This window comes from Brachyspira pilosicoli, assembly GCF_036997485.1.
Lineage (GTDB): Bacteria > Spirochaetota > Brachyspiria > Brachyspirales > Brachyspiraceae > Brachyspira > Brachyspira pilosicoli_C.
In genome coordinates, this window is the sequence record NZ_JAWLPU010000002.1 from 120,083 (window position 1) to 135,404 (window position 15,322).

A 15,322-nucleotide genomic window follows, 5' to 3' on the forward strand; every position below is an offset into this window, starting at 1 on the left:
AAGAACCAAAAAGTGCAAGTAAATTGGAATAGTAAAATCATAATAATTATGCTTTATATATAAGATAAATTCTATATTTTCATTAAAAATTGGCGGGTAAAGCAATAGATAATATGAACTTTACTTTTGACAAAATATAATTATTTAGGTATTTAAATAACAAATAAACACAAGGACTTAACTAATATGGGACAAACTTCTGTAAAAGATATAATAAAAATAGCTAAAGAAACTAATTCAAAATATCTATTCAACGCCACTGATGAAAATAAAAACTTAGAAATATCCACAGACAGCAGAGAAGACTTTAATGAAAATAAATTGTTCTTAGCTATAAAAGGCGATAAGTTTAACGGCAATGATTTTGCTTTAGATACATACAATAAAGGATGCAGATTTTTTATACTTTCAGAAAATATTAATATGCCAAAAGATGCTAATGTGGTTTATACTGATGATAGTGTATTATTTTTTATAAAGTTAGCGAGAGAATATAGAAGAAGGTTCAATATAAAAGTAGTATCAATCACAGGAAGCTGCGGAAAAACTACTACAAAAGAATTAACAGCGTTATTTTTAAGCACAAAATATAAAACATTAAAAACAGAAGGCAATTTTAATAATGAAATAGGAGTGCCAAAAACAATATTTAATTTAGATGACAGTTATGAGATGGCAGTAATAGAAGCTGGAATGAATCATAAAAATGAACTCTTAAGAATATCTGAGGCAATAGAAGCTGATACTGTTATAATTAATAATGTTGAGCCTGTGCATATTGCTTTTTTGGGCTCTTTAGAAAATATAGCTCTTGCTAAAAGTGAATTATTTAACAATGCAAAAGAAAATGCTATTATAAATAAAAACACAAACAAAGTAGATATATTATTAAGCGAAGCAAAAAACAAAAAAATAAAAAACATCATAGAGGCAGATATAAAAGAAATAAAAAAGATAGATGATAATAGTTTTGTTTATAAGAATGTAACATTTAATCATAATTTAATTGGGGATTTTAATTTACAAAATATATTAATGGCTTTAAAAACAGCAGAACTCTATAACGTAGATTTAGAAGAATGTGCAAAAGCTTTAACTAATTATCAAAATCAAAAAAACAGAATGCAGATAATAAAAATAAATAACTGCTCTATCATAAATGACTGCTACAATTCAAACCCTACAGCATTAAAAAATATGCTTATATATTTATCTAAAAGAGAAGAAAAAAGAAAAATAGCAATTATTGGTGATATGCTTGAAACAGAAACTGAAAACTTTTCTTTTCATAAAGATATAGGAACATTTATAAACTCATTAAAAAACATAGATGAAGTTATTACAGTTGGAGATAATTCAGAAAAAATAGATAATGAGGTTACATGCACTAAAATGCATTTTAAAAAAGTAGAAGATAGTATAAACACTATAATTGATATTATAAAAAACACTAATGAAGAGACAGCAATTTTAATAAAAGCTTCATTAGGTATGCGTTTTAATATGATAATAGAAGCAATAAATAATATATAATATTTTATTACATGCCAAACATACCAAGTATTGAAACTAATAGATAGTCTGTTATAAGTATTAGCATAAAACTATAAACCACGCTAATAGTAGTAGCCTTACCAACACCTTCAGCTCCGCCATTAGTTCTAAATCCATAGAAACAGGAAATCAAAATAACTTCAGCACCAAAAATAGTAGATTTTATTAAACTTCCAATAAAGTCTCCAAGTGAAATAACGGCAATAGCTCTGTCAAAATAAATAGCAGGGTCATTATGAAGCACAAATACAGTTACTAAAGCCCCGCCAAGCACCCCTATTATATCGGCAGAAACAGTAAGCATAGGTAAAGATATAACAGCCGCCCAAAATCTTGGCACAGCAACATATTCTATTGGGTTGGTATACAATGTTTTTAAAGCGTCCAATTGCTCGCTTACCTGCATAGTACCAATCTCAGCAGTAACAGAACTGCCTACCCTACCCGCAAATATTAAAGCAAGAAGCATAGGAGATAATTCCTTAACCATAGCCTTACCAACCATAGAACCAACGAACTGCGATATGCCTTTCAATACACTATCCAAAACCACCGCTATCTGAAGCGACATTACCATTCCCGTACAAAGCACCGTTACAGCAGCAACAATAAAAGATTCTACTCCCATTCTTACTATTTGATCAGTTAAAAGTTTAAAAGAAAAACTCGGTCTAAAAGTATATTTAAATATTTGCATTAATAAAGAAGCAAATTCACCTAATGTATCAAGTAAAATGATTATTTTGTTCTTTATGCCCTTTCTAACTTCTATCTTAACATCAAATAATTCCATAGGTAAAAGTCCTTATTTTAATTATTAACATTAATATTTTCAAATCTTGTCTGGTCAGCAATAAAATTAAGCGGCAATCCTTCAAGTATAGCACCATTTCTATGTTTTGCAAGTATAACTTCAACTTGATTATTTTTTTCATCTATCACTTCTTCATCTTTATCTTCTTTATTTGCTTTTTGCCTATGAAGAAACATAACAATATCAGCATCTTGCTCTATAGAACCAGATTCACGTAAATCAGAAAGCCTTGGTTTATCTTGTCTTTGTTCAACTGCTCTCGATAACTGTGCTAATGCTATAACTGGTACATTCAATTCTTTTGCTAATGCTTTAAGCCCTCTTGATATATCTGCTATTTCTTGTTCTCTTGTGCCGTTTCTTCTTGTATTGGCATTAGAATGAATGAGCTGTAAATAATCAACAACTATTAATTTTAAATCTATTGGTTTTCCCGTGGTTTTAGCAATTTCAGCAAATTTATATTTCATCTGCCTAGCCTTACCTCTTATCTCCATAATGGTTAATTGGCTAGAATCATCTATTAACAAATTAGCCTGTGATAAACTATTGAAAGTCTGACCTAATTTAGTCCATTCTGGTTTCTCTAAATCTCCAGACCTTACACGAGACAAACTAATTCTTGCCTTGCTTGCAATAAGTCTCTCTACAAGCTGCATACTGCTCATTTCTAAAGAGAAAAAACCAATTCCATAATTCATAGATTCAATATTAGTTATAACATGTTCAACTATATTTAGAGCAAAGCTGGTTTTACCAACAGAAGGACGTGCTGCAAGTATGATTAAATCTGATGGCTGGAAACCATGAGTAACCTTATCAAGACCAATAAAACCAGAAGGCACTCCTGTAACAGTACCTTTATGTTTTTTTCTGTTTTCTATAGTGGTTAATGCTTCATAAAGTAAATCTCTTATATGTATAAAATCATTATCAAGTCTTCTTTGAGTAACTTCAAATATTCTTTTTTCTGCAAAATCGGCTATTTCTTTTGTTTCAGAGTCTTTAGCTTCATAAGCTGAGTTTTGTATGTCTTGAGTTGCAGTTATCAAATCTCTCAATAAAGATTTTTCTGCTATAATTTCTGCATAATATTTGGCATTTTGATGAAAAGGACTTCCGTCTATTATTTTCATCAAATATACTTCATCATTTTGAATTATTTTGTCAAAAAGTCCGTTTTCTTTGAGATATCTTAAAATAGTTTCAGCATTAACTGCAATCCCCCTATTATGCATTTCAAGTATGCATTCATAGAGTAATCTGTTTCTTTCACTATAAAAATCTTTTGATACTATTTTGGAAATTGCTGCAGATATAGCCTGAGAGTTTTGAAGCATTGCTCCAAGTAGAGACTCTTCAGCCTCTATGGAGCATGGAGTATTATTCATTAATTATTTTCTTCTGTTGTATTAGCAGTTTCAGTATTTTCTGTATTAGCTTCAACATTATTAACGCTATCAATGTTGTCAATATTAACAACTTTAATTTTGATATTAGCATTAACGCTATGATATAATTTTATTTCAACATCATATTCGCCAAGTTCTTTAATATGTTTTTCCATATGAACATCGCGTTTATTGATATCTATTTCTTTTTCTTTTAAAGCATCAACTATTGTCTGCTGACTAACAGAACCATATAGTTTACCATTATCAGCAACTTTAGCAGGTATTATTACGCTTATATCAACAATTTTTCCCTTAAGTATTTCTGCTTCCATTTTTCTTTTAGCTCTTTTTTTCTCTAAGCTTTTTTGCATTTGAGCTAAAGTTTTTAAGTTAGCAGCATTTTTTACAACAGCTATACCTCTTGGAATAAGAAAATTTCTTGCATAACCGTTTTTTACTTTACATATATCTCCTTCATAGCCAAGTGATATAAAATCTTTCTTTAAGATAATTTCCATTGGTAAAACTCCCTATCATTTACTATATTTATACACATTCTATAACTTTTAGTCTATTAATTATAACATATTATAAATATTATATCAATACTTTACATATTATTTAATTGTTTAGAATTTATTTATTCTAATTTACAAATATTGCTAAATCCCGCAACAGGAATTCCTAATCCCCTTATAAGCCTAGCCCAATAATTAACTTGTGCCGCTGTTGAAGCTAATATTAATATAGCCCTTTCAGAATATTCTTCTTTTACTTTGTTTATTAATTCTTCTGATATTGTTATAGGAGTTTTTGTTATGGCGGATATATATTTTAATGCTATTTTCTCTTTTTTTGATAAAGATGGGCAATTATCTACATCTTTATTTTGTAAAGCTTTTATTTCTTCATCTGTTACATTTTCTTTGTCATACTCAAAACTATTCATATCAATACAAAAAGGACAAGATACATCTATAGAAATTTGTATTCTTATGAGCTTTAATAATCTTTTAGGTACTTCCTTATCATCATGTGTTATTAGAGATTCCATTATGCCAGAACTAATAGCCGTTTTTGGATTCCAAGCTAAAACCTTTGCAAGGAGTAAATCTTTTTTTACCTTTTTGCTTGCTATCCATATTGGAAACCTTAAAAAAAATGGTATTCTTTTAGGAGGATTAATATATGCTTTATCTTGAGATTCAAAATAATTATTTTTATCTTTAATATTAAATTTAAACATCATCTATTCCTTAATAAAAAATTATCCTAAAAATATTAAATCTATATATACTTCTCTATTAATATTAAATGTTTTTTTTAAAATATCTCTATACATTTCAAGCTGTGCTATATATTTCTCTTCTTTTTCTTTAGAATATTTTGTAGTTTTATAATCTAAAACAAAATATTCATCGTTTGTGTTTTTTGTAATTATATCTATTTTAGCATTAGTAATTTGCGGTATATTTTCAACTAATTTTCTATTTTGAAACTTATGCTCCCTTGAAACAATTAGCTCTTTTTCGTTTATAATATTTATTATATGCTTATTGTTTAAGAAGTTTATAAAATATTTATCAAGCTTATTTTTTAAGTCTTTTTCATCATAATGTTTATTTTGTTTTATAGCATAATCTTTTATTTTTTCTATATAATTATCTTTACTTATTTTATATTCATCGAAATCAAAATGCTCAAGCAAGTCATGCATCAAAGTACCCATATCTATTGCTTTTATTGTTTCAAAATTTTCCAAATCAAAGTTTTTATCATCATCTAAAGATATAGAAATATTTTTATTTAATAATCTGCTAATAACATTTTTATCAAATTCTGTTTCAAACACCTCTGAAGGATTAACATACTTTATTTTTTCTATTTTTTCTTCTATAGCGTTATTTATATTTATAGAATCTATTTTTTTATTTATTTTCTCTAAATTCTTAATATATAATTCATTTAAATCATAATTAGTATTTTTTGATATACCATAAGAATAATAATCCATAAACTCATTGGTATTATCATCAATATGAATTAAATCATCTGTTGTATCTATCTGATTTTCTATATCAAAATGATGATAAGACTCTACATAATTTCTATAAGATTTAGGCTTATCAAATTTTTTATATCTATCCTCACCAGATATTATCAATCTTTCTTTTGCCCTTGTTAAAGCAACATACAATAATCTTTTTTTCTCAGATTTATCTGCCAAAGAATTATAATCATCATCTTTGGAAAAGAATTTCAATTTTTCTTCCAATTCTCCATGTATAGGGACCTCTATGTACGGAAATTTTTCAACAAAGTCAAATATTTCATTAGGAACATTCCTATAGTATCCAGCACCAGCTAAAAATACATTATTGAACTCTAATCCCTTTGATTTATGTATAGTCATTATTCGTATAGCATCAACTGATAATTTTGGTATTGTAGCATAAGAAATATCCTTAGCATTCATATCCAAACTGATAACAAAATCATAAATATTAACACCTGCCCTATTTTCAAAGTCATAAGCTAATTTCTTTAATTTTTCTATGTTAGCATAGGATATTTCAGCATCTTCTTTTAGCATTAAATAATTATAATAATTTGTATCTACGCATATTGTTTCTATTGCATCATAAGAAGACATTGTGCTAATTTTTAATTCTATATTATTTAATAGCTCTTTTGCTTTTTTTAATTCATCATAATATTTTTTATTCTTTGCTATTTCCAAAGTTTTTTCTTTGCAATCATTTAATGAAAAATAATCATATAAATTATAATTGTCATTTAGTTTTAAATCTATTGAAAAATCATATAAATCTATAATTTTTATATCAAATAATTCGGACATTAGTAAATTTTGTAATAATGAATAATCTTTTAAAACTAAATATTTAAGACATATTATTAAATTAGATATTTCAACTCTCTCATAAAATCCATTTCCTCCATCAACATAATAAGGTATTTTTTCTTCTGCAAATACTGATAAGTAAATATTTAATCTGCTAAATGTTTGAAGGAGTATTGCAGTATTTTTATAATCATTTTTTAGATTTGTTTTTATAAATTTAGCTATGGCATAAGCTTCTAATATGGTTTTAGAATCTGTGTTTAATTTGACATCATCTGAAATATTATTATCATTAAATGCCAATAAAGATACTAATTTATTTCTTGTATCATCATTTTGTTTTGAAATTAAATTATCATCTTTTGTGTATTTTATACTATCATCTTTAAATATTATGTTTGCAAAAATATCATTAAAGAAGTTTATAAGCATTTTTTTACTTCTATAATTATCTTGCAAATATCTTACATAATCTCTAAAAATATCTTGAGCATTTGTAAATACATTTAAATCAGCATTTCTAAATCTATATATGGATTGTTTTCTATCTCCAACTATAAGTATCTTTTTATCTTTTATAGCAGTTTCTTTTGTAATTTCTCTATTTCCAAATACTATTAAATTTATAAAAGAAAATTGAAGTTTACTTGTATCTTGAGCTTCATCTAATATCACAGTATTAATATTATTTCTTATCTCTTTATTTATTGATTCATTTTCTAACGCTTCTATTGCCTTTGATATCATATCTTCATGAGAATATACTCCCATTTGTCTTTTAGTGTTTTCTAATTTGTTATAGGCTTCTTTTATAAAATTAATAAGTTTCTTATATATATCTTTATTTCTTTGTATTTTTATATACTTTTCAAAATTTGGTATTAAACTATCTTTTAATTCATCAAAAGCAGTTTTAAAATCTATATGATTAGTTTTTCCAAGTTTTCTATTATTTTTTACTATACTTAATGATTTTAATATATTATCATACAAATCATCGTTTTCTATGTTTTTAATATCTTTTAATTTTTTTATAATATCTATTGAATCATTAATAGAATCTATTATGTTTTTTATAATAACACCTTCATTCTTTTCAGGTTTATTATCTATTAAATAATTTATAGTTTTAAACATCTTATTATAAGCATTATCATAAAGTTCTATCTCTAAAATCTTATTAGCTTCTTCTTCAAATGTTTTTATATTTTCTAACCTTGGTTTTATTTTTATTAAAAAATTAAATATATCTTTTATGAATTTTGCTTTCGATTCATCTGTGAATATTCTGTAAGTATTTCTAATATCTTCTGAATATTTACTATCATTTAATAATTGTAAGATTTCATTATAAATTACTTCATAAAAATCATTATTCTCTTCAAGTATTGTTATTTTTGGAGGTATATTAAGATAAATAGAATATTCTTTAACAATTGAATTAGCAAATGAATGTATAGTAGATATTTTGGCATTGGTTAATATTTCTTTATAAATATTTTTCCAATATTCTGCATCTTTATTTTCATTAATCTTTTCTCTAATTTTTCTTCTTATTCTAATTAACATTTCATTAGCAGCTGCTTTTGTAAAAGTAATAACAACTATATTAGAAACTTTTTGCTTTTTATTTTCTAATAATTGCAAATATGCTTCTGTAATAGTTGTTGTTTTACCAGTTCCAGCGGATGCACTAACAAAACAAATGCCTTTATTCAAAAATAAATCTATTATTTCTTTTTGTTTATCATTAAGTTTCATAACTTAAATATCATAACATAAATATAAATAATTAAAACATTCGATTAATATTTTAATTATATAAAAGTTGAAAAACAATGAGAAATTATGTATAATTTATTATAGTGTGTTTTTATATAACACTAAATTAAATACTAAACTATTAAATATGCATAAAATACTATTCTTTGATAATAATAACAAAATAATTAATATATCCAACAATATTAAAGAAAATAATAAAAATATATTATATAAATTTGCAAAATATATTAAAGAGCAAAATGACAATATAGCTAATATAACAGAAGAAAATGATAAAATAATAATAGATAATAATGATATATTTCAATATGAACTATTTTTTGATATAGAAAATAATATAAATATAAAAATAATTAAACATAAAGATAAAATGGCTTTTAATAATTTTAAATATTTAGAAGAAGAATTTTATAATTACACAAACGGTATTAATATAATAGAAGCACAAAAAATTATAAAAAAGATTAATGAATCAATCAAAGATAATATGTGGTTAGATTTTATGATTAATGATTATAAATCAGACTTACATATAGTAGGAAGCAATGATTTATTTTGTTATCATGATGTAGAAATAATATTTAAAAATGTTTTATTTATAGAGTGTGCTACACATTTTAATGCCTGCCCTTCAGAGTATGATGTTTTCAGGGTAGATGAAAATTATAAAGATTCTAATATAAAAATAAATATACATACAGATAATAAAACATTTTATATAATATGCGAAGGTATAGATTTTAATAATAAGATGGTAAGATATGATTATAACTACAACTCTCTATATTCCGCTGATAAAGAAAATATAATAAAAAAATATGGACTAATAAAAGAAAATGATAAATGGTATCAAGAGAAAGAAAACTCACATAAAGCATTAATTTTTACAGATAAGTTTTTTAACACTAATGATACTATTGGAATAATATTTAGAATATATAAATTATGTTTTGCTAAGGTAAAATATTTTAGAACATTTTATTATAAGTTTGAGTATTATAAATATGATTATAAAAAGGGATTTGTAGAAACAGAGTTATGGGATGTAGAGTTTTTTAAGCATATAGATTCTGGTTTAATGATAGATTTAAGATATTTGCAGTCTATTACTGTTTATGAAGAGTTTGTTAAGTTTTGTAATGAACTTGATAATTATTCAAAATAAAAAAATAATATTGAAAACATAAAAAAATAATATATAATATTTTAAAATTTAAAAAATAGGAATATAAATGAAAGCAATAATAATAATACCTACTTACAATGAAAAAGATAATATAGAGAAAATGATTAATACTGTATTGGCACTTCCAGAATATATAGAAATATTAGTAGTTGATGATAATAGCCCAGATGGTACAGCAAATATTGTTGAGAAATATTTAGATAACAACAGAGTTCATTTATTAAAAAGAGAAAAAAAAGAAGGACTTGGACCTGCTTATATAGCTGGGTTTAAACATTCTTTCCAGTATAATCCGGATTATGTTATAGAGATGGATGCTGATTTTTCTCATGACCCTAATTTTGTTGTTAAATTTGTTGATAGAATGGAAAAAGAGAATTTGGATTTAGTGATAGGTTCAAGATATTGTAATGGTATTAGTGTAGTTAATTGGCCTTTAAGAAGATTATTTTTATCATATTATGGAAACAGATATGCTTCATTTATATTAGGTTCAAAGATAATGGATATTACTGGCGGATTTAAATGCTTTAGAGTATCTGTATTAAAAACTATGAACTTCGACAATATTTTATCTGCTGGATATTCTTTCCAAATAGAGATGAATTATTCTTTTGAAAGCACTGGTAAAAAAGTATCAGAAGAGCCTATAATATTTTATGAAAGAAGAAGCGGTCAATCAAAAATGTCTAAAAACATAATAGCAGAAGCATTGTTTAGAGTGATTCGTTTAAGATTTAGAAATAAATCAAAATATTTTAATAAATAATTATATATTAATCTATTTTAGCACCTATACTTTTAAACTGTTCCAAAAAGTTAAAAGAAGATTTATTAATAGACTCAGCATCATCTATAACAATATCATTATTAGATACAGTAGAAGCAATACTTAAAGCCATAGCTATACGATGATCATTATGAGAGGTGGTGCTTCCTCCTTCTAATTTTTCAACACCCTCTATATAGATTTCATCATCTGTAACTTCTATTTTTGCCCCTATTTTAGTAAAACTATCTTTTAAATCATTAATCCTATCGCTTTCTTTGTATCTTAAACGGCTTGCATTATATAGTTTTGTAGTTCCTTTAGCAGTAGAAGCTAATGCCGTAATTATTGGAGCTAAATCTGGTATATCTGATACATCTATATCCATAGCATGAAGTTTTCCTGTTTTTTTAACTGTAATAGAACCATCTTCATTACAATTAATAGAAGCTCCCATAAACTTTAATATATTTAGTATCTCTTTATCACCCTGTATAGAATATTTATTTAATCCGTAAAGAGTAACCTCTCCGCCCAAAGCACCAGCAGCAGCAAAAAAAGCAGCATGAGACCAATCGGACTCTATTTCATAGTTAAGAGCTGAATATTCTTGAGAGCCATATATTTCTATGAGTGAGTTTTCCATATTTTTTGATATTTCTATCTTAGCCTCTTTCAATGTCTTTAATGTCATAAATACATAAGGAGATGATTCTAATTCGCCTTCAATTATAATTTTAGAATTACCCTCAAGCAAAGGAGCAGCAAACAATAAACCGCTTATAAATTGACTGCTAATATTGCCTTTTATTGTAAAATCTCCGCTTTTTAATTGACCTTTTATTGTAAGAGAGTCTTCTTTTTTATCAAAAAATAAACCTTGTGCTTGCCATATTTGTTCATATACTGATATAGGTCTAGAAAATAATTTTTTTGAACCAACAAAAGTTGTATTGATATTAAGAGCTGACATTATAGGAATAAGAAGCCTTAAACTAGTACCAGACTCTTTAACATCCACTACTATATCATTAATAGAATTATCTTTTTTAGGAATTACCCTCAAATAATCTAACTCTGGAACTAAATCTGCAAAATTAGAAACAGCATTTTTTGTTACTTCTATATCATCACCCACATTTTTCATCCAAGGTTTTAATATGCTTATATCTTTAGAAAGAGCAGCAGCTATTAAAGCCCTATGAGCATCACTTTTACTTATTTGTATATATACAGAACCATAAATATCATAAGAAGGTTTTACTACTAAAGACATACGAATCTCCAAAAACAATTATTGCAAAATAGAATCAATAAACTCTTCAGCATTAAACTCTCTAAAATCTTCTACCTTCTCACCAAATCCTCCATAGTATATAGGAAGCGATAAATAATGAGCCACACTTATAGCAACTCCGCCCTTAGCAGAACTATCCAATTTTGAAACAATAGCTCCTTGTATATTTAAAGCATTAGTAAATACTTTAGCCTGCTCTATACCATTATGCCCAACATTAGCATCCAACACAAGTATAGGCACAAAATTAAACTCGCTAAATCTCTCTGTAGCTATTTTTTTCATCTTTTCTAATTGTTTAACTAAATTATCTTGATTATGAAATCTACCAGCCGTATCAACTATTACTATATCAGCATTTGTTGCTTTAGCCTTATCTAAAGCAGAAAATAATACGCTAGCGGGGTCGCCTGCCTGCTGACCTTTAACTATAGTTACAGATAATCTATTAGCCCATTCTTCAAGCTGTTCTATAGCGGCTGCCCTAAATGTGTCTGATGCTGCTAATATTATTTTATGATTTTGTTTTAATATATTTGCTAGTTTTGCAATTGAAGTAGTTTTGCCTACTCCATTAACTCCTACTATAAATAATATATTCTTTTCTTTTAATTCTATTTTTTTATTTATAAACTTTGATATTAAAATCTCTCTTAAATGCTTTTTTACTTCTGATGAATCTTTTATATTTTCTTTTTCTACAATTTCTCTTAATTTTGAAATAATATCTTTTGTAGTTTCAACTCCTGCATCTGCTGTTATAAGCATATTCTCTAAACTTGCAAAAAACTCATCATTAATTGATGACTTATTAAATAATGATGATAGAGAAAATTTTGATTTTGAAGTTGTTAAAGATACTTGAGGTTTTTTAGATTTATTTTTTAATACTAATAATATTATTAAAGCCAAAATAACAACAATGGCTATTATTATATATAATAAATAATTTTGCATCTATTTGTTCTCCACTAAAAAATTATTAGAGATATTATATAAAGTATTAATATTTTTTCAAGTTATGTAATTTTCTAATATAGTGTATTTTACTAAAAGAGAATGCAAAAGTTTTAGTTTACATAATAAAATTATAGTTTATAATAATTAACAATAATTTAGATAATGGAAAACAATAATGATAAAAAAGTTAGTAATACTCTATATCCTAATAATAAACATATCATACGCACTTACAGAAAATGAAAATAAAATGATTAATGCTGTAAAAATAGGCGACATAAAAACTATACAAAATATGCTAAGTCAAAATGTTAATCCAAACATAAAAGATGAAAGAGGATTTTATTTAATACATATAGCAACAGAAAATAATCAAACCGATTCTATAAAAACATTAAAAAACTCTCCATATTTAGATTTAAATAAATTACTAGATAAAAATACAAAAATTATAAAAAGCAATGAAACTATAGATGCTTCATATTTCTCTGCTATGGATATTGCTGCAATATACAACAATTTTGAAACATTAAAACTATTAATAGATTATGGAGCTAATATTAACTTTAAAATGATAGAAAAACCAAGAAGTGAATTTGTAGCTTCAAGATATTCTAACTCAAAAATATTAAAAGCATATTTGGATAAAAACATCTACTTACTTATGAATAGCGAAGATGTTATATCAATAATGAAAGCAGCTATTTTTGGTGATAATGTAGAAAATATAAATTATTTAGTAAGAGAGCTTGGCATAGATGTAGACACTAAAGATACAAATACAATGCTTCATTATGCTTCTGGTGTTGGTTCTATAAAATCTATGAAAACACTTATTTATCTTGGAGCAAATGTGGATAATACTAATTCATATTTTCAAACAAGCTTGCATTATATTTTAGACATTAATGCAAATAAAAAAACAGAAAGCGTAAAAATACTTTTAGATAGTAATGCTAATATTAATTTACAAGAAACAAATGGAAACACACCTTTGCATTTAGCATTAATTAATGCAAGCAAATCTCAAGAATACAGCAAAGTAATAGACATGCTTTTAGAAAAAAATGCTAATGTTAATATCACTAACAATAACAATGAAACAGTATTAAATATAGCAGTAAAAAATAATGATTATAATAATTCTCTAAAACTTATAAACAAAGGCTCTGATTTAAACCATATAGATAAATATTATAGCCCATTGCATATGGCAATAAAAAACAATAATACAGAACTAGTAAAAGCTCTAATAGATAATGGTGCTAATATAAGTTTGAAAGATAAAAATAAAAATTACAGTCCATTAAATATGGCAATAGAAGTTGGAAACTTTGATATATGCAAACTTCTTGTAAAAAATGGTGCCGCCGTTGACAATGTTTCTATAGAATTAGCAAAAAAGTCTAAAAATGAAAATATAAGAAACTTCTTTGAAAGCAGTCGTATGAATTAATTAATAAATTTAGCTATATCAGATAAAGCAACATCTCTCTCTTCGCTAGTATCCATATTCTTTAGCTTAAACTTATTGTTTTTTAATTCTTCCTCACCTACTATTAAGGCATATTTAGCATTTCTTTTATTAGCAGATTTAAACTGATTTTTAATAGATTTAATATTATAATCAAAATCACAAGAAATATTTTTAGCTCTAAGAAGCTGCATAATATTCAATACTTCATTTTGAGTCTCTTTAAAAGCTATAACAAAAACATCTAATCTGTCATTAATAATATTATTATTGTTTTCAAGCACTATAAGAAGTCTCTCAAGCCCCATAGCACTTCCAACAGCAGGAACATCTTTATTAGAATTAAAAAGCCCTATCAAGTTATCGTATCTTCCGCCTCCAAGTATAGCACTCTGTGAACCTAATGCATTTGTCTGCACTTCAAAAGCGGTTTTAGTGTAATAATCAAGCCCGCGTACAAGCATATTGTCTATAGTAAAGTTTTGATTAATTTTAGTAAGCTCATTACATAAAGAATCAAAATGCTCTTTACATTCATCGCATACATAATCATAAAACTTTGGTATATCTTTCAATATTGCTTTGCACTTTTCATTTTTACAATCTAATATTCTTAAAATATTATTTTCGTATCTATTTTGGCAAGTTTCACAAAGCTCAGTTTTTCTCTCTCCAATAGCTTCTCTAAGAGCTTTATTATAATTAGGCTTACAATTACTGCATCCAACAGTATTAATTAGCAAATTAACATTATCTATGCCAAACTCTTTTAATATATTAATATTTAAAGCTATAACTTCAGCATCTATTATAGGAGAAGTTCCGCCAATACATTCTATTCCAAATTGATTAAACTCTCTATATCTACCCTTTTGAGGTCTCTCAGCCCTATACATAGTACCCAAATAAAAAAGCTTATTAATAGCAAGCTCATTTTGCAAAGAATTCTCAACATAAGCACGCGCCACCGAAGCAGTACCCTCAGGTCTTAAAGTGAGAGAACGTCCTCCCCTATCTTCAAAGGTAAACATCTCCTTTCCAACTATATCAGTGCCCTCTCCAATACCTCTAGTAAAAAGATCAGTATATTCAAATAAAGGAGTTCTTATTCTTTTGTAACCGTATAATCTTACTATCTCTTTTATTTTATTTTCTATAAACTCCAATCTCTCAGATGAATCATAAAAAAAGTCGTTTGTACCTCTAGGTTTTTTTATATTAAGCAT

General features: G+C 25.9%; 12 protein-coding genes. 4 read left to right on the top strand and 8 right to left on the bottom strand.

The genetic code is table 11. The features are described from left to right. The first annotated feature begins 186 nt into the window (after window positions 1–186). Window positions 187–1,533, top strand: coding sequence for a UDP-N-acetylmuramoyl-tripeptide--D-alanyl-D-alanine ligase (locus R4I97_RS05920; RefSeq protein WP_335784165.1), 1,347 nt, complete (start codon window positions 187–189; stop codon window positions 1,531–1,533). 7 nt (window positions 1,534–1,540) lie between these two features. Here R4I97_RS05920 and R4I97_RS05925 read toward each other — a convergent pair whose 3' ends face one another. The 5 genes from R4I97_RS05925 to R4I97_RS05945 all read right to left on the bottom strand — a co-directional run bounded on the left by R4I97_RS05925 (window position 1,541) and on the right by R4I97_RS05945 (window position 8,386). Next, window positions 1,541–2,347, bottom strand: coding sequence for an ABC transporter permease (locus tag R4I97_RS05925; RefSeq protein ID WP_335784166.1), 807 nt, complete (start codon window positions 2,345–2,347; stop codon window positions 1,541–1,543). A gap of 17 nt (window positions 2,348–2,364) precedes the next feature. Beyond that, window positions 2,365–3,759, bottom strand: a complete 1,395-nt coding sequence (gene dnaB / locus R4I97_RS05930; protein WP_335784167.1) for a replicative DNA helicase — start codon at window positions 3,757–3,759, stop codon at window positions 2,365–2,367. Then, window positions 3,759–4,280 carry a 50S ribosomal protein L9 gene (rplI, locus tag R4I97_RS05935; protein WP_335784168.1) on the bottom strand — a complete coding sequence of 174 codons (522 nt, stop codon included), beginning with the start codon at window positions 4,278–4,280 and terminating at the stop codon, window positions 3,759–3,761. The genes dnaB and rplI overlap by 1 nt, the downstream gene beginning before the upstream one ends. 122 nt (window positions 4,281–4,402) lie before the next feature. After that, a complete protein-coding gene (locus R4I97_RS05940; RefSeq protein WP_335784169.1) occupies window positions 4,403–5,008 on the bottom strand; it encodes a carboxymuconolactone decarboxylase family protein in 606 nt (201 codons plus the stop codon). A 21-nt stretch (window positions 5,009–5,029) separates the two neighbouring features. Further along, window positions 5,030–8,386, bottom strand: coding sequence for a UvrD-helicase domain-containing protein (locus tag R4I97_RS05945; protein ID WP_335784170.1), 3,357 nt, complete (start codon window positions 8,384–8,386; stop codon window positions 5,030–5,032). A gap of 148 nt (window positions 8,387–8,534) precedes the next feature. Between R4I97_RS05945 and R4I97_RS05950 the strand changes: the two genes are divergently transcribed. Beyond that, window positions 8,535–9,575 carry a hypothetical protein gene (locus tag R4I97_RS05950; protein ID WP_335784171.1) on the top strand — a complete coding sequence of 347 codons (1,041 nt, stop codon included), beginning with the start codon at window positions 8,535–8,537 and terminating at the stop codon, window positions 9,573–9,575. A gap of 67 nt (window positions 9,576–9,642) precedes the next feature. Next, on the top strand, window positions 9,643–10,365 hold the full coding sequence (locus tag R4I97_RS05955; protein WP_335784172.1) for a polyprenol monophosphomannose synthase: 723 nt from the start codon (window positions 9,643–9,645) through the stop codon (window positions 10,363–10,365). A 7-nt stretch (window positions 10,366–10,372) separates the two neighbouring features. Here R4I97_RS05955 and aroA read toward each other — a convergent pair whose 3' ends face one another. Together aroA and ftsY are read right to left on the bottom strand one after the other, a co-directional pair. Then, on the bottom strand, window positions 10,373–11,641 hold the full coding sequence (aroA, locus tag R4I97_RS05960) for a 3-phosphoshikimate 1-carboxyvinyltransferase (RefSeq protein ID WP_335784173.1): 1,269 nt from the start codon (window positions 11,639–11,641) through the stop codon (window positions 10,373–10,375). Between the two features lie 18 nt (window positions 11,642–11,659). After that, on the bottom strand, window positions 11,660–12,619 hold the full coding sequence (gene ftsY / locus R4I97_RS05965; protein ID WP_335784174.1) for a signal recognition particle-docking protein FtsY: 960 nt from the start codon (window positions 12,617–12,619) through the stop codon (window positions 11,660–11,662). Between the two features lie 178 nt (window positions 12,620–12,797). On the opposite strand from ftsY, the gene R4I97_RS05970 reads away from it, so the two are divergent. Next, on the top strand, window positions 12,798–14,078 hold the full coding sequence (locus tag R4I97_RS05970; RefSeq protein WP_335784175.1) for an ankyrin repeat domain-containing protein: 1,281 nt from the start codon (window positions 12,798–12,800) through the stop codon (window positions 14,076–14,078). Here the strand turns inward: R4I97_RS05970 and hisS are convergent. After that, the gene (gene hisS, locus R4I97_RS05975) at window positions 14,075–15,322 is read right to left on the bottom strand and encodes a histidine--tRNA ligase (RefSeq protein WP_335784176.1); all 1,248 of its coding nucleotides are present in this window, start codon (window positions 15,320–15,322) and stop codon (window positions 14,075–14,077) included. The two genes, R4I97_RS05970 and hisS, sit on opposite strands and share 4 nt — an antisense overlap.

Excerpts from the sequence above, each read along its gene's own strand:
- R4I97_RS05945 (WP_335784170.1), bottom strand. The coding sequence starts at position 8,386 with ATGAAACTTAATGATAAACAAAAAGAAATAATAGATTTATTTTTGAAT.
- R4I97_RS05955 (WP_335784172.1), top strand. The coding sequence starts at position 9,643 with ATGAAAGCAATAATAATAATACCTACTTACAATGAAAAAGATAATATA.
- ftsY (WP_335784174.1), bottom strand. The coding sequence starts at position 12,619 with ATGCAAAATTATTTATTATATATAATAATAGCCATTGTTGTTATTTTG.
- R4I97_RS05925 (WP_335784166.1), bottom strand. The coding sequence starts at position 2,347 with ATGGAATTATTTGATGTTAAGATAGAAGTTAGAAAGGGCATAAAGAAC.
- R4I97_RS05950 (WP_335784171.1), top strand. The coding sequence starts at position 8,535 with ATGCATAAAATACTATTCTTTGATAATAATAACAAAATAATTAATATA.
- rplI (WP_335784168.1), bottom strand. The coding sequence starts at position 4,280 with ATGGAAATTATCTTAAAGAAAGATTTTATATCACTTGGCTATGAAGGA.
- R4I97_RS05970 (WP_335784175.1), top strand. The coding sequence starts at position 12,798 with ATGATAAAAAAGTTAGTAATACTCTATATCCTAATAATAAACATATCA.
- R4I97_RS05940 (WP_335784169.1), bottom strand. The coding sequence starts at position 5,008 with ATGTTTAAATTTAATATTAAAGATAAAAATAATTATTTTGAATCTCAA.
- dnaB (WP_335784167.1), bottom strand. The coding sequence starts at position 3,759 with ATGAATAATACTCCATGCTCCATAGAGGCTGAAGAGTCTCTACTTGGA.
- aroA (WP_335784173.1), bottom strand. The coding sequence starts at position 11,641 with ATGTCTTTAGTAGTAAAACCTTCTTATGATATTTATGGTTCTGTATAT.
- R4I97_RS05920 (WP_335784165.1), top strand. The coding sequence starts at position 187 with ATGGGACAAACTTCTGTAAAAGATATAATAAAAATAGCTAAAGAAACT.
- hisS (WP_335784176.1), bottom strand. The coding sequence starts at position 15,322 with ATGCTTAATATAAAAAAACCTAGAGGTACAAACGACTTTTTTTATGAT.